The organism is Mesorhizobium sp. B3-1-6 (assembly GCF_006439555.1).
Taxonomy (GTDB): Bacteria; Pseudomonadota; Alphaproteobacteria; order Rhizobiales; family Rhizobiaceae; genus Mesorhizobium.
Map to the genome: position 1 here is coordinate 92358 of NZ_VFTM01000011.1, position 23959 is coordinate 116316.

Genomic DNA, 23959 nt, shown 5'->3' on the forward strand with positions numbered 1-23959 from the left:
TTTGCGTCGGTTCGCCGCGCCCTATCAACGGCCAAGCAAAGTCTCGACCGCGGCGGCAATACGCAGCAGATGACTGTCGTGCCCGTGCTTGCCCACCAGCATCACACCAGCCGGCAGCTTCATGCCGGGCATGGGCAGCGAGATCGCGCAGAGGTCGAACTGGTTGGCGACCTGCGTGTTGCGCAGGAGCAGCCCTTCCGTCTTGTCGCGCAACGCTTCGTCGCCAGCCATGGCGGCAATGGAAGGCGCGACCATCGGCACTGTCGGCAAGGCCAGCACATCGATCGTCTCCAGCCGTTCCGCTATGGCCGCCGCAAGCTCGCCGCGACGGCGGATCGTGCGGATATAGGCGGAAGCGGGAACGGCGAGCGCGCGCGACAATGGCCCGGTGACATGCGGATCGGCCGGTACCGAGGTGCCGGCCGCCAGCCAATCGGCATGCACTTCCGCGCCTTCCATGGACGCGATGGTCCCGCGTTTGGTGGCGGCGCGCATCTCGGCAATGAGATCGTCGATGGACAAATCGGCAGCGCGGGCACCGGCCTGACCGATCCTGTCGATGCAAGCCTCGAAGGCCGCGGCGACCTCCGCTTGTGTCCCGCCGAACAAGACGCCGCGCGGGATGCCGACGCGCAGGCCGGCGAGTGGGATCGGCCGAGGCGCCGTTGGCTCAGTTCCCGCCATGATCGCATCGGCGATCGCGCAATCGGCGACGTTGCCGCCAAGCGGCCCAATCGAATCGAGCGTCATCGACAGCGGAAAGGCGCCGGTCAATGGCACGCGCCCCGCCGTCGGCTTGAAGCCGACAACGCCATTGAGCGAGGCCGGGATGCGCACCGAGCCGCCGGTGTCCGAACCGATCGAGATGTCGCTCGTGCCCTCGCCGACCGCAACGCCCGCCCCCGATGACGACCCGCCCGGGATCAGGCTTGCATCGGCGGCATTGCCCGGCGTGCCGTAATGCGGATTGTCGCCGATCGCGGTGAAGGCGAACTCGGTCATGTTGGTCTTGCCGAGGATGACGGCTCCCGCCTGGCGCAGCCTCCGCACGATCGCCGCGTCCTGCGTCGCCGGCGCGGCGCCGGCGCGAATCAGCGACCCGGCCATCGTCGGCTCCCCGGCGACATCGAACAGGTCCTTGATCGAGACGATGCGCCCGTCGAGCGGTCCGAGGCTCACACCGGCCTTGCGGCGGGCATCGGCCGCATCGGCGGCTGCGCGCGCCGCCTCGGCGTAGAGCTTCGTATAGACCTTCTCGTCGGCCGCGCGATTGGCAAGACGTGACAGGATGATTTCAAGACGGTCGCGAACGGATTGCATTTTCGATGTCGGGCCCTGCAAAGTTGCAACGTCTTTTAGGCACGGCCTGATGTTGGGCCAGCCAAGAGATAACCCGGCAAGCGTGCCTTTGCACCCTGCCAGCGATGGGAAGATGCTGATGCTGTACAAAGGCAGCTGCCACTGCGGCAAGGTGGCGTTCAAGGTCGAGGGCGAGCTTGGCATGGCCGTGCGCTGCAATTGCTCGATCTGCCGGCGCAAGGGCGCGCTGTTGTGGGCCGTGCCGCATGAGAAGCTCAATCTGGTCGCCTGGGGCGACGACCTCGGCCGCTACACATTCGGCAAGGGCGCGATCGCGCATCGTTTCTGCCGCACCTGCGGCATGCACCCTTTCGCCGAGGATGTAAGCGAGGGCAACGAACGATCCGCCTATGTCAACATCAACTGCCTGGAAGACGTCGACCTGGCGACCATCGAAGTCTTCGAGTTCGACGGCGGCGCGGCCTGAAGCTAAAAATCATCGGCCCGGCGCTCGTGAGAGCCGCCGGGCCGATGCCTGGGAGGCAAGCAGTCTTAGCTACTCGGCAGCCTGCTTCGGTCCCATCAGGAAGGCCACCAGCGCCGCGAGCAAGGTCGCCACGCCGCTATAGGCGAAGGCGGTGGCGACACCGGCATGATCGACCAGAAGGCCGCCGACGACGGCGCCAAGCGCGATCGCCACCTGGAAGGTCGCGACCATCAGGCCGCCGGCGCTCTCGGCCTGGTCAGGCGCGGCGCGCACCAGCCAGGTCTGCAGGCCGACCGGAACGGCGCCGAAGGCAAAGCCCCAGGCGGTGACCGCGACCGCCGCCGTTATCAGCGAGGCGCCGAGCACGAGCAGCGCCGCCGCCGACAAGGCGATCAGCAGCGGCGCCAGGCCAACCGCCATCTTCAGGTTGCGCTCGGCCAGGAAGGCGCCGGCGAAATTGCCGAAGAAGCCGCCGATGCCATAGGCGAGCAGCACCAGCGAGATGGTTTCGATCGGCATCGCCGGCACCGTCTCCAGGAACGGCCGCACATAGGTGAAGCCGGCAAACTGCCCGGACGCGACCAGCAGCACCACCAGCAGCGCGATGCGGATCATCGGTCGCTTCAGCACCTCGGCCAGCGTGCGGAAGCTCGCGACCGCGGTCGGCGGCAGGCTTGGCAGGGTGGCGAGCTGCACCAGCAGCGCCAGCCCGCCGACGACCGCCGCGATCATGAAGGCGGTGCGCCAGCCCCAGATATCGCCGACATAGGCGCCGACAGGAGCCGCCGTAACCGTGGCGACCGAGACGCCGGTCAGGATGATCGACATGGCGCGCGGCATCAGCCGCATCGGGACAAGCCGCAGCGCCATGGCCGCCGACATCGACCAGAAACCGCCAAGCGCAACGCCCAGCACGACGCGGGCAAGAAGCAGCATGGTGAGCGAGGACGCGAAGGCGGCGACGAGGTTGGAGACGATCAAAAGGACGGAGAGGATCCACATGACCAGCCGGCGGTCGAGCCGCCTGGTGACGATCGCCATGGTCGGCGCCGCGATCGCGCCGACGACGGCCGTCGCCGTCACCGCCTGGCCGGCGGCGCCTTCGCTGACGCCGAGGTCCTGCGCCAGCCGCGTCAACAGGCTGGCGGGCAGGAATTCGGCGGTCACCAGGCCGAAAACGCCGAGCGCCAGCGAGACCACCGCCGCCCAGGCCGGTTCGGTTCGTTCGTCCGGCTCGCTTGCGTCGAGAATAGTGGCGTCGACGGCGCCCGTTGCGGGTTCGGTCATGGCAAAATCTCCGATCTGTTTGCGGCGCTACGCAAGAGATGACCAGATCGGACTTCGCCCGTTACATGCCGGCGGGCGGCTCTGTCAGTTCGATTTGGTTGCGGCGCAACATTTGGCTGCAGCGCAACATAGGGAGTGACCGGCTGGAGTTTCCATGCTAGAAACGCCGAAATGAATTACAATTCGTCCAAAACCATTCTGCAGGCTTCCGGCGACCCGCTGACCGACATGTTGCGCGGCCTGCGCCTTGACGGCGTCGATTACGGCCGCTGCGTGCTTGGCGAGCCGTGGGCCGTTTCCTTCCCCGCGCAGAAGGCGGCGCGCTTCCATTTCATCGGACAGCGAGGCTGCTGGCTGTTCTCGCCGGCCAAGGAATGGATAAAGCTCTCGGTGGGCGACGCGCTGCTGATTCCGCGCGGCGACGAGCATGTGCTGGCGAGCGCGCCCGGCGTGCCGCCGGTGCCGATCGGCCGCTACACGATCGAGCCAGTGTGCGAGAACATCTACGACGTCTCGAACGGCTGCGACGGCTGCAAGACCTTGCTGTTTTGCGGCAGCATGCATTTCAACCTCGACGGCTCGCATCCGCTGCTGGAGATGATGCCCGACCTGATGCAGGCGCATAAGCTGATGGCCAACGCGCCCGGCATCCAGCATCTGCTCGACGCGATGGCGGGCGAGGTGACGATGGACCGCGTCGGCTCCGGCGGCATCCTCGCCCGCCTGGCCGACGTGCTCGCGGCCACCATCATCCGCTCCTGGGTGGAGAATGGCTGCGGCGACGCCACCGGATGGATCGCCGCCGTGCGCAACCCGGATGTCGGCAAGGTGCTCGCCGCTATCCACCTGCAGCCGGAGCGCGACTGGACGGTCGAGGCGCTGGCCAGGATGATGGGCGCCTCACGCTCCGCCTTTGCGCAGCGCTTCGCCACCGTGGTCGGTGAGACGCCGGCCAAATATGTGCTGCGTGTGCGCATGCACCAGGCCCGGCAATGGCTCACCCGCGACGGCATGCGGGTTTCGGTGGCGGCATCGAGGCTGGGTTACGATTCGGAAGCCTCCTTCAGCCGCGCCTTCAAGCGGGTGATGGGCGTGGCGCCGAGTCATTTCCGTCACACCGGCGCCGACGAACAATCCTGATCACAAGCAGCCGGTTGCCAGGCTGGAGGAATTGCCAAGTCCTTTGGACACCGCGTCATTCCCGCCGGCCGAGGCGGCATAAGCTGGCTGACGGAGGAAACAGCATGCCCAATCATCTTGCATCGCTTGCGCTTGCGCTTGCCGCGCTCGCCATCCTGCCAAGCCCGGCTTTCGCGCTCGAGGACAGCTACCTGCCGTCGAAGCGCCGGGCCAGCCACAGCGCCTTGGCCCGCTATGGGGCGAACGAACGAAAGGCCCGGCCGGCACGCGGCTGAAGGTTCCCCGCAACTGGAGCGCGCCCGTCCATGCCCACACCGCCGATTACCGCGCCGTGGTCATCAAGGGCCTCTGGGCGCATTGGCAGATGCAGGGCGGCGAAGCCAACAGGGTCGAGTTGCCGCCGGCTCCTACTGGACCCCAGAAGGCCGACGAAATGCATGACGATGCCTGCCTGTCGGACACCGAACGCGTGATCCTGCTGACCGCTATCCGGCGTGCCGCAGGCTGACGCCGCTGCCCTTGTCGAACAGCACCACCTTGTCCGGGTTCCAGGCAAAGCGCACCGGCTGTTCGATCGCGACATCGGTCCTGGCCGGCACGGTTGCCCGCAGCATCGTTTCGCCGACCCTGAGCGTCAGGATCTTCTCCACACCGTGGTTCTCGACGTCGTGGACGTGCGCCTCGACCGGCGCGCCGCTCTCCAGGTAGACGTCCTCCGGACGGATGCCGAAGACGAGTGGCCGACCGTCGGTCGCGCCACTCGTCCTGCCCCCGCCAAAAGTCTTGGCCCCAACCGTCAGCGGCAGCTCGAAATTCATCGGCGCCATCACCGCGCGGTCGTTGACCAGTCTGCCGTCGATGAGGTTCATCGGCGGCGAACCGACGAAGCTCGCGACATAGGTGTCGCGCGGATTGTTGTAGATCTCATGCGGCGTGCCCGTCTGGACGATGCGGCCATGGTTGAGCACGCCGACCTTGTCGCCCATCGACATGGCTTCGATCTGGTCATGCGTGACGAACAGGAATGTGGCGCCGAGCTGCATTTGCAGGTTCTTCAATTCCGTGCGCAGCGCCTCGCGCAGCTTGGCGTCGAGCGCCGACAGCGGCTCGTCCATCAGGAACACGCGCGGCTTGCGCACGATCGCCCGGCCGATCGACACGCGCTGCATCTCGCCGCCGGAAAGCCGGTCCGTCTTGCGGTCGAGAAGATGCTCGATCCTGAGCGTGCGGGCCGCGCGCGCCACGCGGTCCTTGATCTCGGCATCCGGCAGCCGGCGGATCTTCGGCTTTAGCGGAAATTCGAGGTTCTGCCGCACCGTGTAGCGCGGATAGAGCGAATATTGCTGCAGCACCAGCGCCACGTCGCGTTCGGCGGCGCCCCAGTCGGCGACGTCGACGCCGTCGATGAAGACCTGGCCCTCGGTCGGCTTCTCAAGGCCCGCGACCATCCTCAGCGTCGTCGTCTTGCCGGCGCCCGTCTCGCCGAGCAGCACGAAGAATTCGCCGTCGGCGATGTCGAGATCGAGATTGGACAGAGCCGTGTGGGTGCCGAACGTCTTGGAGATGTTCTTCAACTGGATATGGGCCATTACAATCTCACTCCGAGCGACTTGCCGCTCGCGGCGTCGAAGAAATGCGCCTGCGAAGGATCGATCCGCGCATAGACCTTTTCGCCCGCACCGCCGATGAAGCCGCTCTTGGTGCGGGCGCGCAGCATCTTGGAGCCGACCTTGAGATCGACGATATCGAAGGATCCCAGCGGCTCGACGATCTGCGTTTCGACTGGCAGGAAGCCGTCCGTCGCCTCGCGGCGCACCAGCACGCCTTCCGGCCGGATGCCGAGCGTCAGCTGGCCGCCGGCATGGCCGTTGAGCTTGGAAAGCAGCGCGCGCGGAAATTCGAAGCCGGTGGCCGCGCCGCCGACGGAGACGGAAGCAGCCGACGCATTCTCGGCGACCGTCGCCTCAGCCACATTCATCACCGGGCTGCCGACGAACTGCGCGACGAACAGATTGGCCGGATGCGAATAGACCTCGTCCGGCGTGCCGACCTGCTGCAGCACGCCCTCATGCATGATAACGATGCGGTCGGCGAGGCTCATCGCCTCGATCTGGTCGTGCGTGACATAGATGCTGGTCGAGCCTTGCTTGATATGCAGCCGCTTGATCTCGGCGCGCATTTCCTCGCGCAGCTTGGCATCGAGCGCGCCGATCGGCTCGTCCATCAGCATCGCCTTCGGGCGCCGCACCAGCGCCCGGCCGATGGCCACGCGCTGCATGTCGCCGCCCGACAGCGCCGAGGGCTTCTTGTTGAGAAGATCGCTGATCTGCAGCGTCTTGGCCACCGAGCGCACCTCGGTGTCGATCTCGCTCCTGCTCTTGCGCGTCGCGCGCAGCGGAAAGGCGATGTTCTCGTAGACGTTCATATGCGGATAGAGCGAGAACGACTGGAACACCATGGCGATGTCGCGGTCGGCAGCTTTGAGGTGCTGCACCGGTTTGCCGTCGATCAATATGTCGCCCTGGTCGATGGTCTCCAGCCCGGCAATGGCGCGCAGCGTCGTCGTCTTGCCGCAGCCCGACTGTCCGAGCAGCACGATGAACTCGTTGTCGTCGATCTTGAGGTTCAGGTCCTTGATGACCTGGACGGCGCCGAAGAATTTCTGGACGCCGCGAAGCTCGATCTGGGTCAATGCTGTGCCCCCGCGTTGCGCGCCTGCTGGTCGGCTCCGTGTCCGGTGCCGGCCTGCTCCTCGCGCGGGATCTTGGAGGTGACGTTGAAGCCTATAAGGCCGATCAGGATGATCGTCACGCCGTAAGTGTGGAGCGGCATGTTCCAGGGCTGGCAGAGCGCGACGATGCCCAGCACCATCAGGATCTGCGATCCAGGCTCCAGATACTTCTCGTTGATCGCGCGAAAGCTCATTTGCGGATCGCTCCGAAGGACATGCCGCGCAACAGATGGTTGCGGAGCAGGAAGGTGAAGATCGCGACCGGCAGCAGGAACAGGAACGTGCCGGCGGCGATCACCGTCCAGTCGGGCAGGCCGGAGCCGACCTGGCTCGGGATGAAGGGCGGCGCGGTCTGGGCGCGGCGGTTGGTCATGATCAGCGCGAAGGCATATTCGTTCCACGCCGTGATGAAGCAGAACACGGCGGTGGCGGCGATGCCGGTGGCGGCCTCCGGCAGCACGATCTTGAAGAAGGCTTCCATGCGCGTGTAGCCGTCGACGAGTGCCGCCTCCTCATATTCCTTCGGGATCTCGTCGATGAACCCTTTCATCAACCAGACCGAGAAGGAAAGGTTGAAGGCGGTGTAGAGGATGATCAGGCCGAGATGGGAATCGTTCAGCCCCACGGCCCGGTACATCAGGAACATCGGGATCGCGACCACCACCGGCGGCAGCATGCGCGTCGACAAGATGAAGAAGAGCAGGTCCGCCTCTCCCTTCACCTTGAAGCGCGAGAAGCCGTAGGCTGTGAACGTGCCCATGCCGACTGCAAGCACAGTCGAGGTGATCGCCACGATCAGCGAGTTCAGGAAGCGGCTCGGATAGCCCGACCACTGCACCTCACCCTTGCCGTCGCGCACGATCTTTTCGCCGCCGTCGAAGACGACGCGCTCCCACCATGGGGCGGCCGCATATTCTTCCGGCGTCGGCGGATTGCGCATCTGGGATCGCTTGGTGAACAGCTTCACGAACGGCGATATCTCCGGCTGGAAGATGACCGTCGGCGGGATGGTGGTGGCGAGGGCGCGCGGCTTGAATGCCGTCGAGGCGATCCAGTAGATTGGCGCCAGGAAAATGATCGTCACCAGCAGAACGATGACGATGGCGATGCGGTTGAAGGTGATTTCTGAAGAAGTGCGGACGGCGGCCATCTGTCAGCGCTCCTTCACTTTGTTGAGGTATTTGACGTAGATGTTGGTGATCGCCAGCACCATGATCAGCACGATGTAGGCCATGGCGCAGGAGCGCCCCGTCTGCCATTCCTGGAAAGCCATCTTGTAGAGCCGGATCGAGATGAGTTCGGCCGTCGGCTGGCTGGTCAGGATGTAGGCGAGATCGAAGGTCTTGAACGCTTCCATGGTGCGGAAAATGACCGCGATCATCAGGATCGGCGCGACCAGCGGCAGGGTGATGCGGAAGAAGGTGTAGAACGGGCCGGCGCGGTCGATCGCCGCGGCCTCGTAGAGATGTTTCGGCACCGCCGAGAGGCCGGCCAGCGACAGCAGCATGACGAAGGGCGACCACATCCAAATATCGGTCAAGGCGACTGCATAGAGTGCCATCTTCGGGTCTGCCAGCCACTCGAAATTGCCGAGCCCGAGCGCATAGTTGATGACGCCCCATGAAGGGTCGTAAAGCAGTTTCCAGAACAGGCCGACGACGGCCATCGACAGCATCATCGGCAGTAACAGCAGCGTAGTGATAAGGCCCTTGAGCGGAATATCCCGGTTGAGCAGCATCGCCACGCCAAAGCCGACAAGCAGTTGTCCGACGACCGAGACAATCACGTATTTCGCGGTGATGGCGAAGTTCGACCAGACATAGGGGTCGTTGAGCAGATCGCGATAGTTCTGCAATCCGACGAAATTAGCCGGCGCGTTGGTCGACGCGCGGAAATCGGTGAAGGAATAGCCGAGCGAATAGATCAACGGAAAGATGTTGAAGACGATCAGGAACAGGATCGTCGGGATAATGAAGAGATTGCGGATCGAAATGTCGCTGAGGCCGCGCGCTGCGGCCCGCGAGGACCTGTCCAGCGTAGTGATCATCGTGCTCGCCAAAACCCTGCTCCGGATTCTCAAAAAAGCAAACGGAGGAGGCATGAGAAGCCTCCTCCGTGAGGCATGTCGGTTACTTCACGCGGCCGTATTTCTTGAAGGTCGCGTTCCAGTCGGCGGCAAGCGCGTCCAGCGTTTCCTTGGCGGTGCCCGAGCCGCCGATCATGTAGGGATAGACGCGCTGGTTGAGCTGCTGCAGCAGTTCGGCATATTCCGGCACAGCCCAGAAGTCCTTCACCTTGAACATGGTCTCATAGAAGGCCTTGTTGTACGGCGTTGCACTCTGGAATTCCGGCGATTTCAGCACAGCGGCGCTGCAGGTATAGCCGCCGAGAGCCGCCCATTTCTTCTGGGTGTCGTCCTTGATGAACCATTCCAGGAACTTCATCGCCTCGTCCTGCTTCTGCGAATAGGAGACGATGGAGATGCCCTGGCCGCCGAGAGCCGCGAACTGGTCGCCATTCGGTCCCGGAGGATTGGCGAAGAAACCGGTGTTCTTGGCGTTCGGGTTTGACGACTCGTTGATCAGCGAGGGGAAGAAGGCGAAGTAGTTCATGCTCATCGCCGCGAGGTTCTCGGTGATCGCCTGGTTGTCCTCGACGAAGAACGACTTGGCCCAGCCCGGAGGCGTGAACTTGTAGAGTTCCTTGTAGGCGTCCAGTGCCGCGACGGCCTTGTCGGAGTTGACGATACCGTCGACCTTGTACGTGGAGTAGTCGCCGAGCTCGCCGCCGTAGGAGAACAGGGCGTTCTCGAAGCCCATCGCCATCGCGTCATAGGAATTGTCGGTGTAGATGGCGATGCCGTATTTCTTCTGGTCCGGCCGGTAGAAGAATTCAGCGATGTCGCGCAGCGCCTTGAAATCCTTCGGCACGTCGAGGTCGTAGCCATACTTGGCCTTGAAGGCTTCCTTTTCCTTCGGGTCCTCGAACCAGTCCTTGCGATAGGACCAGCCGACGGCGTCGCCCTCGAGCGGGATTGCCCAGTACTTGCCGCTGTTGCCGGGATATTCAGCGTAGTATTTGACCGTCGCCGGCGCCATGACTTCTTTGAGGTTGTACTTGTTGAAGAAGTCGGTCAGGTCGACATAGTGGCCGCCGGTCGAGCCCGCGCCGAGCCACTGCGAGTCGCCCACCACGAGGTCATAGGCGTCGCCATGGGCGTTGAACTCGGTGAATGCCTTGGTCTGGAAGTCGGACCACGGCGTGGTTTCAACCGTGATCTTGACGCCGGTTTCCTTCTCATACTCGTTGCCGAGTTCCTGCAGGTAGTTGGCCGGATCCCATTCCGCCCAGAAGATGGTGAGCGACTTTTCCTGCGCGTGCACGGATGTCCCGCAGGCAAGCGCCAGGCCGACACCAGCAAGCACGCTGGTCACTAACTTGCGCATAGTTTTCCTCCCTTGTGCGCATTCTACCGTCTCATGCGGGCTGGCAGCGAAAGCCGGCCCTGGTAGTTCCTCCTGTGATGGCGCCTCTCCGGTTCCAGGCCTCGTCGCCCTGCCGGAAATGGATCGCAGCCTTCACTTTTGATCCGCTTTATCTGTCTTGATCTGGTATTACCAATTCCGGCTTGGCGTCAAGCGCTTTCTTGAGCGGCCAGCAGTAGCCGAAAAAGCGAAACATTACGATATCCGCCTGTTTTCCTTTGCTTTTCCTACTCCTTGATATGCAGGGCCCTTGCCACAGGCTGCCCATCACAATTAACATTCCAAACTGTCCCCTTAATCTGGTCGAACCAGATTTAGGCCGTTGTTGCCTTGGACATCGCCGATTCCGCCTCCGATTCCGCCATCGCGGCACGCACCAGCGCGCCCGCCGCCCATTGCGCGACCGACATCATCTCGGCGCTGTCCAGCCCCCATATATCCTTCAACACCGTGACCACCTCGACGCCGAACACCAGCGACAGCGCCTGGGCAAGGCGCTTGAGCTGGCGCGGCTTCAAGCGCCCCTTGAGCGGCGCGATCGCATCCTTCAGCAAGTCGACGCGATGGCCGCGCTTTAAGGCCGGTTCCGATCCGAGCGTCCCCGCCTCGCGCCGCGCCCATTGATCGAGGGACAGTTTCAGCGCCGCCTTGAAGGTCGCCTCGAAGGCTTCGATGCGCGGCATCGCGGTGGCGAAGAGATCCGCCACGCGCCGCTCGGCATCGTCGGACGCCGACTTCCAGGTCAGGATCGGGCCGAGCCCTTCGTCGACCACGGCCTGCACCAGCGCCGCCTGGCTCGGGAAATAACGGTAGGCGGTCGCGCGCGACACCTCCGCCGCCTCCGCGACCTCGCTGACCGACGGGGTCATGCCGGACTGCATCAGCCTCGTCGCCGTCTCCAGCATCAGTCGCCTTGTGCGGGCGCGCGGCCCCTTCTCGATGGCCGGCGCCTGGGCGGCATCATCGTTGGCGGCGGCTTGTTGACGTGAGACATCCATATCAATACGATACGCGCGTCTCAAAAATTTGCAATGGCAACGCCAGGCGATAATGGGGTCCCACCAGCGACGAGGCTTGTGCCGAGGAGCTTAAGGGTGGGGCAAAAAAAGGCGGACGGCGATGCCGGACATGCCGGATGACGGGGAACCACCGATGGGGCGCATCTATGTGGTCGGCACCGCCGACACCAAGGGTGAGGAACTCGCCTTCCTGGCCGATGCCGTCGCCAAGGCCGGCGGCGCGGTCATGCGTGTCGATATCGGCACGCGCGGCGCGACTGTCCCGGTCGACATCCCCGCAAGCGAGGTCGCCGCGCATCATGCCAAGGGAGCCGGCGCGGTTCTCGGCCTCGATGACCGCGGCGCCGCGGTCGCCGGCATGGGCGCCGCCTTCGTCAATTTCATCCGGTCGCGCAACGACATAGCCGGCATCATCGGCATCGGCGGCGGCGGCGGCACGTCGATCGTCACCGCCGGCATGCGCGCGCTGCCGCTCGGCCTGCCGAAGCTCATGGTTTCGACGCTGGCCTCCGGCGATACCGCCCCTTACGTCGACGTCTCCGACATCGTCATGATGCCGTCGGTGACCGACATGGCGGGACTGAACAGGCTCTCCCGCACGGTACTGCACAATGCCGCCCAGGCTATCGCCGGCATGGCCGCGAAGCCCGCCCCGGCTGCCGCCGGCAAGCCGGCGCTGGGGCTCACCATGTTCGGCGTCACCACGCCCTGCGTGACCGCGATCGTCGACCGATTGCGCGCCGACTATGACTGCATGGTCTTCCACGCTACCGGCACCGGCGGCCGCTCGATGGAAAAGCTCGCCGACAGCGGTCTGCTGGCCGGCGTCCTCGACATCACCACGACCGAAGTCTGCGACTTCCTGTTCGGCGGCGTGCTGCCCGCAACCGAGGATCGCTTCGGCGCGATTGCCCGCGCGAAGCTGCCCTATGTCGGCTCGGTCGGCGCCCTCGACATGGTGAATTTCTGGGCGCCGGCCACGATCCCCGATCGTTATCGCGGACGCTTGTTCTACGAGCACAACCCCAACGTCACGCTGATGCGCACCACGGCCGAGGAATGCCGCAGGATCGGTGAATGGATCGGCGGCCGCCTCGCCCGGTGCGACGGCCCGGTCCGTTTCCTGATCCCGGAAAAGGGCGTGTCGGCGCTGGATATAGAAGGCGGCGCCTTCTTCGATCCGGACGCCGACGCGGCACTGTTCGACGCCATCGAGCATACGATCCGACCGACCACGGACCGCACCGTGACACGCCTGCCGCTGCACATCAATGACCCCGCATTCGCCAAGGCCGCCGCCGAGGCGTTCCTCGACATAGCTCAAAACTGAGAGACGACAAGCATGGCCGCCATTCCCCGCAAAACGATCCTGGAAAAATTCCGCAACATGATCGCCGACGGCGTGCCGATCGTCGGAGGCGGCGCCGGCACCGGCCTGTCGGCCAAGGCCGAGGAAGCCGGCGGCATCGACCTCATCATCATCTACAATTCCGGTCGCTACCGCATGGCCGGGCGCGGCTCGGCCGCCGGCCTGCTCGCCTATGGCAACGCCAACGAGATCGTCAAGGAGATGGCCTATGAAGTGCTGCCGGTGGTGAAGAAGACGCCGGTGCTGGCCGGAGTCAACGGCACCGACCCCTTCGTCATCATGCCGCTGCTTTTGGCCGAACTGAAGACGATGGGTTTTTCCGGCGTGCAGAATTTTCCGACCGTAGGCCTGTTCGACGGCACCATGCGCCAAAGCTTCGAGGAGACCGGCATGGGCTTCGGCCTCGAGGTCGACATGATCGCCGAGGCGCACAAGCTCGATCTCCTGACCACGCCCTACGTCTTCAATCCGGACGAAGCGCGCGCCATGACGCGAGCCGGCGCCGACATCGTCGTCGCCCATATGGGCGTCACGACCGGCGGCTCGATCGGCGCCACCTCGGCGAAAACGCTCGACGCCTGCGTCAAGGAGATCGACGCCATCGCCGACGCCGCGCGCTCGGTGCGCGAGGACGTCATCCTGCTTTGCCATGGCGGGCCGATCTCGATGCCCGACGACGCGCGCTATATCCTCGAGCGCTGCGAGGGGCTGCACGGCTTCTATGGCGCGAGCTCGATGGAGCGGCTGCCGGCCGAGGCAGCAATCGCCAGGCAGACGGCGGACTTCAAGGCGGTCGCGCTGGGGCATCGGACCCAAAAGTGGAAGCCGGTTTTGGGGAAATCCGATGCCCCGACAAAAACGAAAAGGAAGGGATGAGGCAATGGCCGACAAGAGCAAGGTGTTCGTCTACCCGAAGGATGTCAGCGCCTTCGGCTTCGACTGGGGCAAGCTGTCGCTGACCGTGGCGCCGGAAGTGAACGGCGCCGCCCGCTTTTCCGGCGGCGTCGTCGACCTGCCGCCGGGCAAGGGTCACACCCGCCACAACCATCCAGGCGCCGAAGAAATCATCTTCGTCATCTCCGGCAATGGCGAGCAGATGGTCGAGGACGAGAACGGCAATCCGGTGGTGGCCAAGGTCGGCCCCGGCTGCACCATCTACGTGCCGGAAAGCCGCTTCCACTCGACACTCAACACCGGCGACCAGCCGATGCAGCTCTTCGTCGTCTATTCGCCCGCGGGGCCTGAGCTGGCGCTGCGCGACCTGCCTGATTTCAGGCTGCTGCCGGCGGGGGAGTGACGAACTTTCCTTCTCCCCGTTCCACGGGGAGAAGGTGCCCGAAGGGCGGATGAGGGGCAGCGCCGATCTTTGGCTACGAAGCCCCGCCCCGGTTCCATCCGCGCCCGCGGTCGCCGAACATCACATAGCCGGCGTCGGTCACCGCAACCGTATCCTCCAGCTTGATGAAGCCCCGCGACGGATGGAGCATGGTGGTCTCGACCGACAGCACCATGTTCCTTTCCAGCGGCTTCGCCGCATAGGTGCCTTCATAAGCGACCGGGTGATTGGTCATCAGGAACGGCGCCTCATGCGTGATCAGCCCCATGCCGTGGGCGAAGAAATCCGTGTAGGCCGCGACCTTGGAGGCCTTCAGCACGCTCTCCGCATGCGCGATCATGTCGCCGCCCAGTATACCCGCCTTGACCTTGAAAAAGGCCGCCTGCTGCACCGCTTCGACTTCGGCCAGAAGATCCTCCAGCTCGGCATCCGGCTCGCCGAGCACGCCCATGCGGCACAGGTCGCCGATATAGCCGTGATAGTTGCCGCCGGAATCGATCGACATCACCTCACCCTTCTTCCACGCTTGGCTGGACGCGGCGCGGTTGTGGCTGGAGCCCAGCGTCAGCAGGCAATATTCGAAATGCGCGCCGCGATTGGTTTCCTCGCGCCTGAGCTGCTCGATGATGTCGGTCTTGCTCGTGCCTTCCCGCGCCCAGGCAATCGTCGCCAGCATGGAATCGGTGATCAGCTCGGAGGCGATGCGAAGTTGCTCCAGCTCCGCCTCGGTCTTGATGGCGCGCATGCGTTCCAGCATGTCGGTCGCATCGACCAGCTTGGCATCCGGCAACGCCTTGCGGATCAGCATATAGGCGTCGGAGGGCAGGAAACCCGGTTCGATGCCGATGCGGACCGCCGACCTGCCGATCTGGCGCAGATGCTCCACCGCCAGATTGGCAGCATCGAGCGTGCCCCAGCAGGCCGCGTGCAAGGTCGGCGTCCAGAACGGATGGTTCTGGTGCTCGCCGCCTTCCATCTTGTTGCCGATATAGGCCGCATGTTCCGGCCCGCCCTTCTCGTAAAGGACGATCGGCAAATAGCGGCTGTGGCCGATCGCATCCATCGCCGCGAAGAAGATGAACTTGTAGCCGCCGAGCAGATATTGGGTGTTGTGCTTGGAGGTGGCGAAGAGCACGTCGATGCCGGCCTCGTCCATCAGCCGGTCCACCCGCGCCTGGTCGAACGGAACGCTGCTGACCTCGGTTTTGCCCGGAGCGATGTTCATCTGCCTCTCCCTGTTTTTCATCGGCCGCAGGAGCGCCGAACGTCATGATTTATGGCTGTCGGCCAAATCTGCATCATTTTGACCACTCTGGTCCAGCCAGAATTGATCACTTTAGCGCCAAGGGCGGTTTCTGCCCGAATCTTGATCCTCCTTCTCTATAATGTGGTCCTACCAGATAGGGATGAGAGCCTCTTTCGGCCGGCTGGTCCAGCGGACGGAAATTTCAAAGCCAAGCCATGATGCGCCAAATCCGTCTCTGGCGAAACCTTTGCCAAGGGCCATAATCACCGGATTGCCGCGCCTGCCACGGCGCGAAGAGGGGAGTTTGAGCGATGTCCGAATTGACGATTTCACGCCGCGGCCTGCTGGCCGGCTCGGCGCTGCTTCTGGCCTCGACCGCATTGCCGACGATCGGCTTCGCGCAGACGCCAAAGAAGGGCGGCCGGCTGATCCTCGCCGCCGATTCCGAGCCGCGCAACCTCAATCCCGCGATCGTCGCCTCCAACGGTGTCTTCTTCATCTCGAGCAAGATCGTCGAGACCCTGGCCGAAGCCTCCTTCGACGGCAAGGACGGGCTCGAACCGCGCCTGGCGCTTTCCTGGGAAGGTGCGGCCGACGGCCTGTCGGTGACCTTCAAGTTGCGCGATGGCGTCAAATGGCATGACGGCAAGCCGTTCACCTCCGCCGACGTCGCCTTCTCGGCGCTGCAGATCTGGAAGCCGCTGCAAAATCTCGGCCGCACGCTGTTCAAGGACCTGGAGGCCGTCGACACGCCGGACGCGCTGACGGCGGTCTTCAAATTCGCCAAGCCGACGCCGTTCCAGCTGATCCGTAACGCGCTGCCGGCGCTGTCGAGCGTCGTGCCAAAGCACCTTTATGAGGTGGGCAAGATCGAGGACAATCCGGCCAACAACGCGCCGGTCGGCACCGGCCCGTTCAAGTTCGCCGAATACAAGGCCGGGCAATATTACCGTCTGGCCAGGAACGACGCCTATTGGGGCAAGGACGAACCCTATCTCGACGAGATCGTCTACCAGGTGCTCCCCGATCGCACCTCGGCCGCCGCTGCGCTCGAGGCGGAAGAGATCCAGCTTGCCGCCTTCTCCGCCGTGCCGCTCGCCGACCTCGACCGCATTTCCAAGGTGCCGGGTCTCAAGGTCATCACCAAGGGCTATGAGGGGCTGACCTACCAGCTCGTCGTCGAGATCAACCACCGCCGCAAGGAACTGGCCGACCTGAAAGTGCGGCAGGCGATCGCGCATGCCATCGACAAGGATTTCGTCGTCAAGACGATCTTCCTCGGCTACGCCGCGACCGCCACCGGCCCGGTGCCGAAAAACGATCCGCAATTCTACACCGCCGACGTGCAGACCTATGCTTTCGACGTCGCCAAGGCCAATGCGCTGCTGGACGAGGCCGGCTACAGGCGCGCCGACGACGGCAAGCGCTTTGCGCTGAAGCTGCTGCCGGCGCCCTACTTCAACGAGACGAAGCAGTTCGGCGACTATCTGCGTCAGGCGCTCGCGGCAATCGGCATCGACGCCGAGATCGTCAACAACGACTCGGCGGCCCATATCAAGGCGGTCTATACCGACCATGCCTTCGACCTTGCCGTCGGTCCGCCGGTGTTCCGCGGCGACCCGGCGATTTCCACCACCATCCTGGTGCAGAGCGGCATTCCGGACGGCGTGCCCTTCTCCAACCAGGGCGGCTACAAGAATGCCGACCTCGACGCGCTGATCGCGAAAGCATCGGAGACGCTGGATACAGCGGCCCGCACCGAGCTCTACAAGGAGTTCCAGAAGAAGGTGGCGGCCGATCTGCCGCTGATCAACGTCGCCGAATGGAGCTTCATCTCCGTCGCGCGCGATACGGTCGGCAACATCGCCAACAACCCGCGCTGGGCGGTGTCGAACTGGGCGGACACTTATTTGGAATCGTGACACACTCGCGCGGATGAGAATTCGCGAGAGAATGGGAACTTGGGCAAAGACCGAGTTCCCGCCAACCCCCCTCTGTCCTGCCGGACATCTCCCCCGCAAGGGGGGAGATCAGCAGCTTGTCCGTCCCGCCAGTTCTGCAAAGTTGGAGATTGGCGAAGCCGTCGATGACAGCCAATCTCCCCCCTTGCGGGGGAGATGTCCGGCAGGACAGAGGGGGGTGCCTGGGCTCGGCATTTCTTATAGCGAGCCTTTCTCCAAACCTTCGAGGCGCGCATGACGCGCGCTCTCACGCTTCTCCGCCGCCGTCTCGTCGGCAGCGTCTTCGTGCTGCTGATCGTCGTCATCGGCAGCTTCCTGCTGCTCGAAGCCGCCCCCGGCGACGCGGTCGACGCCTATATCGTCTCGACCGGTGGCGATGCCGGCATGATCGAATTGCTGCGGCACCGCTGGGGCCTGGACCAGTCGGAACTGACGCGGCTAGCCAACTACCTCTGGGCGCTGCTGCATTTCGATCTCGGCCAGTCGGTCACCTTCTCGCGGCCGATCCGCGATGTCATCTTCGAGCGCCTGCCGACCACGCTGGTCCTGATGGGCAGCGCCACCGCGCTTTCCTTCGGCCTGGGCTCGGCGCTTGGCATCTATGCCGGTGCCCGACCCGGCAGCTTTCGCGACCGCTTCCTGTCGATCGGCTCGCTGGCGCTCTATGCCGTGCCCGGCTTCTGGCTCGGCCTTGTGCTCATCGTCGTCTTTGCCGTCGACCTGCGCTGGTTGCCGATCGGCGGCATCGAGACCATCGCCTCCGGCAAGACCGGGCTGGCGCGGGCCTCCGACATCGCCACCCATCTCGTGCTGCCGGTGTCAGCGCTCGGCTTCATCTATCTGGCGCTCTATCTGCGCATGATGCGCGCCGGCATGGCCGAGGCCTGGCGGCAGGATTTCGTGCTTGCCGCTCGTGCGCGAGGCCTGTCGCGCCGCCGCATTGTGCTTGCCCATGTCGCCCGCAACGCATTGCTGCCCGTGGTCACCATGCTCGGCCTGCAATCGGCACAGATGCTCGGCGGCAGCGTCGTCATCGAAAGCGTCTTTGCCGTGCCGGGCCTCGGCCGCCTGGCGCAGGAAGCCGTCGCCGGGCGCGACACGCCGCTGCTGCTTGGTATCATCTTGGTCAGCGCCGTCCTCGTCGTCGTCATCAATCTCCTGGTCGACCTCGCCTACGCTTTCCTCGATCCGCGCGTCGGCGCCGGCGAGGCCGGCGCATGAACCGCCTGCGTCGTTTCTTGCGCACGCCGGAAGCATTCGCCGGCGCAATCATCCTGGCCCTGCTCATCGTGATGGCGTTGGCGGCGCCGCTGCTGTTTCCCGGCGACCCGCAGGCGATCGCCGGGCCGGGACTGCTGCCGCCGTTCCAGGACTGGTCGCTGCCGCTCGGCACCGACCGGCTCGGTCGCGACGTGCTGGCCGAGCTGTTCCATGGCGCCCGCACCTCGCTGGCGGTCGGCCTGGCGGCGGCCGCCGCGGCGCTCCTGATCGGCGCGGTGATCGGCACTTTGGCCGGCTTTGCCGGAGGGCTCGTCGACGAAATGCTGATGCGCGTCACCGACGCCTTCCAGACAGTGCCGAGCTTCCTGCTGGCGCTCGCCTTCGTCAGCATTGTCGGCCCCTCGCTCGGCGTCGTCGTCGCGGCGATCGCGCTCGGCGCCTGGACCGGACCGGCGCGGGTGGCACGCGCGGAAGTCCTGTCGATTCGCGAGCGCGACTATGTCGCCGGCGCCCGCGTCATCGGCATGCATCCGCTCGAAATCGCCTTTCGCGAGGTGCTGCCCAATGCCCTGCCGCCAGTGCTGGCGCTGTCCTCGGTGATCGTCGCGGCAGCGATCCTCACCGAGGCAGCGCTCTCCTTCCTCGGCCTCGGCGACCCCAACCGCGTCACCTGGGGCGGCATGATCGCCGAGGGACGTACGGTGCTGCGAACCGCGCCGTTTTTGTCGATCGTTCCCGGCGTGGCGCTGGTGCTGACCGTGCTCGGCGTCTATCTCGCCGGCGAAGGCGTGGTGGAAAGCACCGCCGTGCGCAGGAGCCTGTCGTGACGGCGCTGCTTTCCATCCGCGATCTGACGATATGCTATGGCCCCGATGGTGTGCCGGCGCTGAAGGGCGTGAGTCTGGATGTAGAAGCCGGAGAGCGCCTGGCGATCATCGGCGAAAGCGGCTCGGGCAAGAGCACGCTCGCGCTGGCGGTTGCGGGGTTGTTGACGAGGTCGGCCAAGATCGAAGGTTCGATTGAGTGGCAGAAACCTCGATCGTCCCGTTCCTTCGCGCCCCCCTCTGTCCTGCCGGACATCTCCCCCACAAGGGGGGAGATCAGCAGTTCCGTCGCCGGCTCTCCTTTTGCAACGCCGGCCATTGGCGAAAGCAGACGCGACAGTTCAATCTCCCCCCTTGTGGGGGAGATGTCCGGCAGGACAGAGGGGGGCGCGACAGAACGCGACCTATCCACGATTGGCGAAAACCAGGCACCCCGCCTCGGCCGCGACATCGGTTTTGTCTTCCAGGACCCTTCCTCCAGTCTCGACCCGGTTATGACAGTCGGCAGACAAATCGCCCAAGTCGCCCACACCCACCTTAACCTGAACTGGTCGCAGGCCCTCGCAAGGGCCAAAACCCTCCTCGAACGCGTCCGCCTGCCCGACCCTGGCGCCACCCTCCACGCCTACCCTCACCAGCTCTCCGGCGGCCAGAAGCAGCGCGTGGCCATCGCCGCGGCAATTGCCGCCGGCCCCAGACTGTTGATCGCCGACGAAGCGACCAGCGCGCTCGATACCATCGTCCAGGCCGAGATTGTCGCCCTGATCCGCAGGCTGGTGGCCGAGGACGGCATGACGCTGCTTTTCATCAGCCACGACATCGCGCTCGCCGCCTCGCTTGCCGATCGTATCGCGGTACTGCGCCACGGCGAACTGATCGAGCTCGGCGAGACGGACCAGATCATCAATGCGCCGCGCCATGCCTATACGCGGTCCCTGCTCGATGCCCATCTCGGCCTCGACGCCAAGCCTTTGCTCGGCCGGCAAGGCGCCTCGGCATGACCGTGCTTGCCGTCTCCAGTCTCGCCAAGCGCTACCATCGTGGCGGCAGGCCTTTCGCGGCGGTCGACGACGTGTCCTTCGAGATCGAGGCGGCGGAAACCCTGGCGCTGGCAGGTCCCTCCGGCAGCGGCAAATCGACGATCGCCAGGCTGGTGCTGCGTCTGATCGAGCCCGATGCCGGCCGCATCGACTTCGAAGGCCCGGATTTCCTCGCGCTGTCGGGCGCCGCGCTGCGCGCGCGCCGCGCCCGCCTGCAAATGGTGTTTCAGGATCCGCTCGCCGCCTTCAATCCGCGCGCCACGGTGGCGCGCGTGCTGGACGATCCCCTGCGCGTTCACAACATCGCCTCGCGCGCGGAGCGCCCGCGCCGGATCGCGGCGCTGCTGGAACGTGTCGGCCTCGACGCCAGCCTTGCCAGCCGCGCTATCCACGAGATTTCCGGCGGCCAGCGCCAGCGCGTTGCGATCGCCCGCGCCCTCGCCACGCGGCCGTCGCTGATCGTGCTTGACGAGGCGGTGTCGGCGCTCGACGTATCGGTGCGCGGGCAGATCCTTGAACTGCTGCTCGACCTGCAACGGCAGGAACGGATCGCCTATCTGTTCATTTCCCATGACCTCGGCGTCATCCGTGCCGTGGCGCACCGCGTCATCATCCTCGATGCCGGAAGGATAGCCGAGAGCGGCGATGCCCGCGCCGTCATCGCCAACCCGCAATCGGCGATCGGCAAGGCGCTGGTGGCGGCGACGCCGAAGCTTGTCAGAACCAATCAGGACTCACCATGACCGATCTCGAATCCGCCAGAGCCGAAAAGTTGTCGGGCGAGCTCGACTCCGCCTTCCGCAACCGCGCCGACCTCTACCGCCTCTTCCTCGACGAACTGACCGCCGAGCTCGGCGCCGAGAGGGCCGAGGCGGTGATGATCCGCAGCATCGAGAAGCGCGGCCGGGAGGTCGCGGCGGCAGCCTTCGCCGGCTTCGGCCCAAATGACGCGCCGGCGATCGGCGAAGCGTTTCTCGCCGTCAGCCCGGATGGCGGGCGCATGTATCCCACCGATGTCGAGCGAGGGCAGGATCACATTGCCTTCAAGGTGAAGCGCTGCCCGCTGAAGGATGCCTGGGTCGAGGCCGGCGTCGGCGAGGAGAAACTCGCCACGCTCTGCCGCATCGCCGGCGCCTTCGACCGCGGCCTGTTCGAAGCGACCGGCGTGCGCTTCGCCAATGTCACCTGGACACCGGGCCACGGCTCCGGCTGCTGCCACATCGCGCTGACCAATCGAGACGCTTAGCCACGAAATTAAAGCATGTCTCCCGAAAGGGGGAACCGGTTTCGGGACAAAGACATGCGTAAAATCAAAGCCCTAAAGCGCACGGAGCGGATCTGAAAGATCGCGACGCGCTTTAGCTCTCGGCAAAGACGTGCAGCTCGCCGCCTGCCTCGTCGATCGCGGCGCGCAGTGCCGCCGTCGGCTCGCTGTCGGTGACGACGTCGGAAATCTCGCTCAGCGCGCACACGCGTTCGAGGCCGCTGCGGCCGAACTTGTCGTTGGTCACGACCAGCATCGTCGACAGCGACCTTCCCATCATCGCGCGCTTCACCGCCGCGGCGCCCGAAATCATGTCGCTCGGGCCTTCGGCATTCAGCGCCGAGGCGCCGATGATGGCGACGTCGGCATTGTAGCGCCGCACGAATTCGACCGTATCCTCGCCGAGCACGGCGGCCTCGCGGCTGTCATAGGTGCCCGGGCAAAGGATGACGCGGAAACTGGGGTTGGCGCCAGCCACCGAGGCGGCGCCGACGGAGTTGGTGATGATCGTCAGATCCCGGCCGAGCTGCGACAGGCTGCGCGCGACCTCGTAGGTGGTCGATCCGCCATCGATCATCACGATGCGGCCTCGCTCGACCAGTCCGGCGGCGCCGCGTCCGACGCGAGCCCGCTCCTCGACCATGGTAAGGCCGCGTTCGGCGATCACCGGTTCCGACGTCACCAGCGAAATGGTGGCGCCGCCATAGGTGCGGTTGATGAGCCCCGCCTCGCCGAGCTCGATCAGGTCGCGGCGGATGGTTTCGCCGGCGACGCCGATCCGGCGCGCAAGCTTCGAGATGCGGATCGAGGCCGAGCGCCGCACCTCCGACAGGATCAGCTCATGGCGCTCCTTCTTCGTCAGCCGGCCCGGCTCGATATTCATCGCTCTTCCCTCTCAAGGCCCCGGCGCGGAGACATTAGCCATGCCGGGGACAGGAAAGCCAGCGTCAGTGTCTGAGCCGATCGCGCATGGCGTACCACAGCATGCCGAGCACATAGAGCGGACCGCGCAGCGCCGTGCCGCCCGGGAACGGCAGCGGCGTCAGCGTCGAGAACAGGTCGAGCCGCGAGGCATCGCCCGTGATCGCTTCCGCCAAAAGCTTGCCCGACAGCGTCGACAGGATGACGCCCTTGCCGGAATAGCCATGCGCGAAATAGACCTCGCCATAATGCCCGACATGCGGCAGGCGCGACGTCGTCACCGACACCAGCCCGCCCCAGGCATGATCGATGCGGCAGCCCTGGAGCTGCGGAAAGGTCTTTTCCATATGCGGCCGCACGAAGCCGGCGATGTCGGCCGGCGGTGACGGCGTGTAGCGCTCGCCACCGCCGAACAGCAGGCGGCCATCGGCCGACATCCGGTAATAGTTGACGACGAAGCGCGTGTCGGACACCGCCACATTGGCCGGGATGACATTGCGTGCGCCCTCCAGTGGTTCGCTGGCGACGATGTAATTGCCGACCGGCATGATGCGGCTGTTGACGCGCGGCTCCAATCCCTTGAGCAGCGCATCGCCGGCCAGCACCACATGCCTGGCGCGGACCGAGCCCTTGTCGGTGAACACCCGGATCGACGGCTCCCGTTCCAGCCGGACGGCCACCGAGTTCTCATGGATGACGACGCCGGCGGCGGACGCGGCGCGGGCAAGCCCCAGCGTGTAGTTCAGCGGATGCATATGGCCGCCGAGCCTTTCGTAGACCGCGCCCTGATAGGGCGTATCCACCATCTGACGCGCCTGCGAAGCCGACAGGATCTCGACATCGGTGAACTTCATCACCTTGGCGAGGCATTCGGCCTCTTGCTCGAAGTCGCGCACATCCGAAGCGCTGACGGCGCCGACCAGATGGCCGGTCTGGCGCAGATCGCAGTCGATGCCGTGACGTTCGATGATGTCGAGCACCAGCCCGCGCGCCTCGAAGGCGAGGTCGAACAGCGCCTTTGCCCGTTCCGGCCCAAAGCTCTTGACCAGGCCCCTGGCGCCCTTGCGCAGGCCCGGGATCATCTGGCCGCCATTGCGACCCGAGGCGCCCCAGCCGATCTTGCCGCCTTCGAGCAGCACCACTTTAAGACCACGCTCGGCCGCATGCAGCGCCGCCGAAAGGCCGGTGCAGCCGCCGCCGACCACTACCAGATCGGCCTCGACATCGCCGGCAAGTGCGGGATGGTCGGGCGCCGGATGGGCGGTGGCGACATAATAGGACTTGCCGATATCGAGACCGGAATTGAAACCTGTCGAACGCGAAGCCATG

General features: G+C 65.0%; 25 protein-coding genes. 13 read left to right on the forward strand and 12 right to left on the reverse strand.

What is annotated here, in order from left to right:
• Positions 1-24 precede the first annotated feature (24 nt).
• On the reverse strand, positions 25-1320 hold the full coding sequence (locus FJ414_RS12205) for an amidase (RefSeq protein ID WP_140644636.1): 1296 nt from the start codon (positions 1318-1320) through the stop codon (positions 25-27).
• 118 nt (positions 1321-1438) lie between these two features.
• On the opposite strand from FJ414_RS12205, the gene FJ414_RS12210 reads away from it, so the two are divergent.
• Positions 1439-1786, forward strand: coding sequence for a GFA family protein (locus FJ414_RS12210; RefSeq protein ID WP_140644637.1), 348 nt, complete (start codon positions 1439-1441; stop codon positions 1784-1786).
• Between the two features lie 69 nt (positions 1787-1855).
• Here the strand turns inward: FJ414_RS12210 and FJ414_RS12215 are convergent, their stop codons facing one another.
• Positions 1856-3073 carry an MFS transporter gene (locus FJ414_RS12215; RefSeq protein ID WP_140644638.1) on the reverse strand — a complete coding sequence of 406 codons (1218 nt, stop codon included), beginning with the start codon at positions 3071-3073 and terminating at the stop codon, positions 1856-1858.
• A 171-nt stretch (positions 3074-3244) separates the two neighbouring features.
• On the opposite strand from FJ414_RS12215, the gene FJ414_RS12220 reads away from it, so the two are divergent.
• From FJ414_RS12220 to FJ414_RS32090, 3 genes are all read left to right on the forward strand, one after another.
• A complete protein-coding gene (locus FJ414_RS12220; protein WP_140644639.1) occupies positions 3245-4213 on the forward strand; it encodes an AraC family transcriptional regulator in 969 nt (322 codons plus the stop codon).
• 104 nt (positions 4214-4317) lie between these two features.
• Positions 4318-4488 carry a hypothetical protein gene (locus FJ414_RS32085; RefSeq protein ID WP_348639999.1) on the forward strand — a complete coding sequence of 57 codons (171 nt, stop codon included), beginning with the start codon at positions 4318-4320 and terminating at the stop codon, positions 4486-4488.
• Positions 4489-4544: 56 nt separating this feature from the next.
• Positions 4545-4721: a hypothetical protein gene (locus FJ414_RS32090; protein ID WP_348640000.1), complete on the forward strand. Its 177-nt coding sequence runs from the start codon at positions 4545-4547 to the stop codon at positions 4719-4721.
• Here FJ414_RS32090 and FJ414_RS12230 read toward each other — a convergent pair.
• The 7 genes from FJ414_RS12230 to FJ414_RS12260 all read right to left on the reverse strand — a co-directional run bounded on the left by FJ414_RS12230 (position 4699) and on the right by FJ414_RS12260 (position 11427).
• A complete protein-coding gene (locus FJ414_RS12230) occupies positions 4699-5802 on the reverse strand; it encodes an ABC transporter ATP-binding protein (protein WP_140644640.1) in 1104 nt (367 codons plus the stop codon). The two genes, FJ414_RS32090 and FJ414_RS12230, sit on opposite strands and share 23 nt — an antisense overlap.
• Positions 5802-6905, reverse strand: a complete 1104-nt coding sequence (locus FJ414_RS12235) for an ABC transporter ATP-binding protein (RefSeq protein ID WP_140644641.1) — start codon at positions 6903-6905, stop codon at positions 5802-5804. Before FJ414_RS12235 ends, FJ414_RS12230 begins: the two co-directional genes overlap by 1 nt.
• Positions 6902-7138 carry a hypothetical protein gene (locus FJ414_RS12240; protein ID WP_140644642.1) on the reverse strand — a complete coding sequence of 79 codons (237 nt, stop codon included), beginning with the start codon at positions 7136-7138 and terminating at the stop codon, positions 6902-6904. The genes FJ414_RS12235 and FJ414_RS12240 overlap by 4 nt, the downstream gene beginning before the upstream one ends.
• Positions 7135-8094, reverse strand: coding sequence for a carbohydrate ABC transporter permease (locus FJ414_RS12245; RefSeq protein ID WP_140644643.1), 960 nt, complete (start codon positions 8092-8094; stop codon positions 7135-7137). Before FJ414_RS12245 ends, FJ414_RS12240 begins: the two co-directional genes overlap by 4 nt.
• 3 nt (positions 8095-8097) lie before the next feature.
• A complete protein-coding gene (locus FJ414_RS12250; RefSeq protein ID WP_140644644.1) occupies positions 8098-9003 on the reverse strand; it encodes a sugar ABC transporter permease in 906 nt (301 codons plus the stop codon).
• Positions 9004-9073: 70 nt separating this feature from the next.
• Positions 9074-10390: an ABC transporter substrate-binding protein gene (locus tag FJ414_RS12255; protein WP_140644645.1), complete on the reverse strand. Its 1317-nt coding sequence runs from the start codon at positions 10388-10390 to the stop codon at positions 9074-9076.
• Between the two features lie 353 nt (positions 10391-10743).
• Complete coding sequence (locus FJ414_RS12260; protein ID WP_140644646.1) at positions 10744-11427, reverse strand: TetR/AcrR family transcriptional regulator; 684 nt, start codon at positions 11425-11427, stop codon at positions 10744-10746.
• 154 nt (positions 11428-11581) lie between these two features.
• Here FJ414_RS12260 and FJ414_RS12265 point away from each other — a divergent pair, with 154 nt between their 5' ends.
• Genes FJ414_RS12265 through FJ414_RS12275 form a run of 3 tightly spaced genes read left to right on the forward strand, consistent with a single transcriptional unit; the run spans position 11582 to position 14114 of the window.
• On the forward strand, positions 11582-12778 hold the full coding sequence (locus FJ414_RS12265; RefSeq protein WP_140644647.1) for a Tm-1-like ATP-binding domain-containing protein: 1197 nt from the start codon (positions 11582-11584) through the stop codon (positions 12776-12778).
• 12 nt (positions 12779-12790) lie between these two features.
• Positions 12791-13693: a phosphoenolpyruvate hydrolase family protein gene (locus FJ414_RS12270; RefSeq protein ID WP_226892119.1), complete on the forward strand. Its 903-nt coding sequence runs from the start codon at positions 12791-12793 to the stop codon at positions 13691-13693.
• 4 nt (positions 13694-13697) lie between these two features.
• The gene (locus FJ414_RS12275) at positions 13698-14114 is read left to right on the forward strand and encodes a cupin domain-containing protein (protein WP_140644648.1); all 417 of its coding nucleotides are present in this window, start codon (positions 13698-13700) and stop codon (positions 14112-14114) included.
• 73 nt (positions 14115-14187) lie between these two features.
• Here FJ414_RS12275 and FJ414_RS12280 read toward each other — a convergent pair whose 3' ends face one another.
• Positions 14188-15378, reverse strand: coding sequence for a Xaa-Pro peptidase family protein (locus FJ414_RS12280; protein ID WP_140644649.1), 1191 nt, complete (start codon positions 15376-15378; stop codon positions 14188-14190).
• A 332-nt stretch (positions 15379-15710) separates the two neighbouring features.
• Here FJ414_RS12280 and FJ414_RS12285 point away from each other — a divergent pair, with 332 nt between their 5' ends.
• The 6 genes from FJ414_RS12285 to FJ414_RS12315 all read left to right on the forward strand — a co-directional run bounded on the left by FJ414_RS12285 (position 15711) and on the right by FJ414_RS12315 (position 21691).
• Positions 15711-17321, forward strand: a complete 1611-nt coding sequence (locus FJ414_RS12285) for an ABC transporter substrate-binding protein (RefSeq protein WP_140644650.1) — start codon at positions 15711-15713, stop codon at positions 17319-17321.
• A gap of 273 nt (positions 17322-17594) precedes the next feature.
• Positions 17595-18581 (forward strand): ABC transporter permease, encoded by a 987-nt coding sequence (locus FJ414_RS12295; RefSeq protein ID WP_140644651.1) that lies wholly within the window; start codon positions 17595-17597, stop codon positions 18579-18581.
• The gene (locus FJ414_RS12300; protein ID WP_140644652.1) at positions 18578-19408 is read left to right on the forward strand and encodes an ABC transporter permease; all 831 of its coding nucleotides are present in this window, start codon (positions 18578-18580) and stop codon (positions 19406-19408) included. Before FJ414_RS12295 ends, FJ414_RS12300 begins: the two co-directional genes overlap by 4 nt.
• Complete coding sequence (locus tag FJ414_RS12305; protein WP_181181598.1) at positions 19405-20406, forward strand: ABC transporter ATP-binding protein; 1002 nt, start codon at positions 19405-19407, stop codon at positions 20404-20406. Before FJ414_RS12300 ends, FJ414_RS12305 begins: the two co-directional genes overlap by 4 nt.
• Complete coding sequence (locus FJ414_RS12310) at positions 20403-21188, forward strand: ATP-binding cassette domain-containing protein (RefSeq protein ID WP_140644653.1); 786 nt, start codon at positions 20403-20405, stop codon at positions 21186-21188. The genes FJ414_RS12305 and FJ414_RS12310 overlap by 4 nt, the downstream gene beginning before the upstream one ends.
• A complete protein-coding gene (locus tag FJ414_RS12315) occupies positions 21185-21691 on the forward strand; it encodes an L-2-amino-thiazoline-4-carboxylic acid hydrolase (protein WP_140644654.1) in 507 nt (168 codons plus the stop codon). The genes FJ414_RS12310 and FJ414_RS12315 overlap by 4 nt, the downstream gene beginning before the upstream one ends.
• Before the next feature lie 112 nt (positions 21692-21803).
• Here FJ414_RS12315 and FJ414_RS12320 read toward each other — a convergent pair whose 3' ends face one another.
• Together FJ414_RS12320 and FJ414_RS12325 are read right to left on the reverse strand one after the other, a co-directional pair.
• Complete coding sequence (locus tag FJ414_RS12320; RefSeq protein WP_246672374.1) at positions 21804-22592, reverse strand: DeoR/GlpR family DNA-binding transcription regulator; 789 nt, start codon at positions 22590-22592, stop codon at positions 21804-21806.
• A 64-nt stretch (positions 22593-22656) separates the two neighbouring features.
• Positions 22657-23958 carry an FAD-binding oxidoreductase gene (locus tag FJ414_RS12325; protein WP_140644655.1) on the reverse strand — a complete coding sequence of 434 codons (1302 nt, stop codon included), beginning with the start codon at positions 23956-23958 and terminating at the stop codon, positions 22657-22659.
• Position 23959 lies beyond the last annotated feature (1 nt).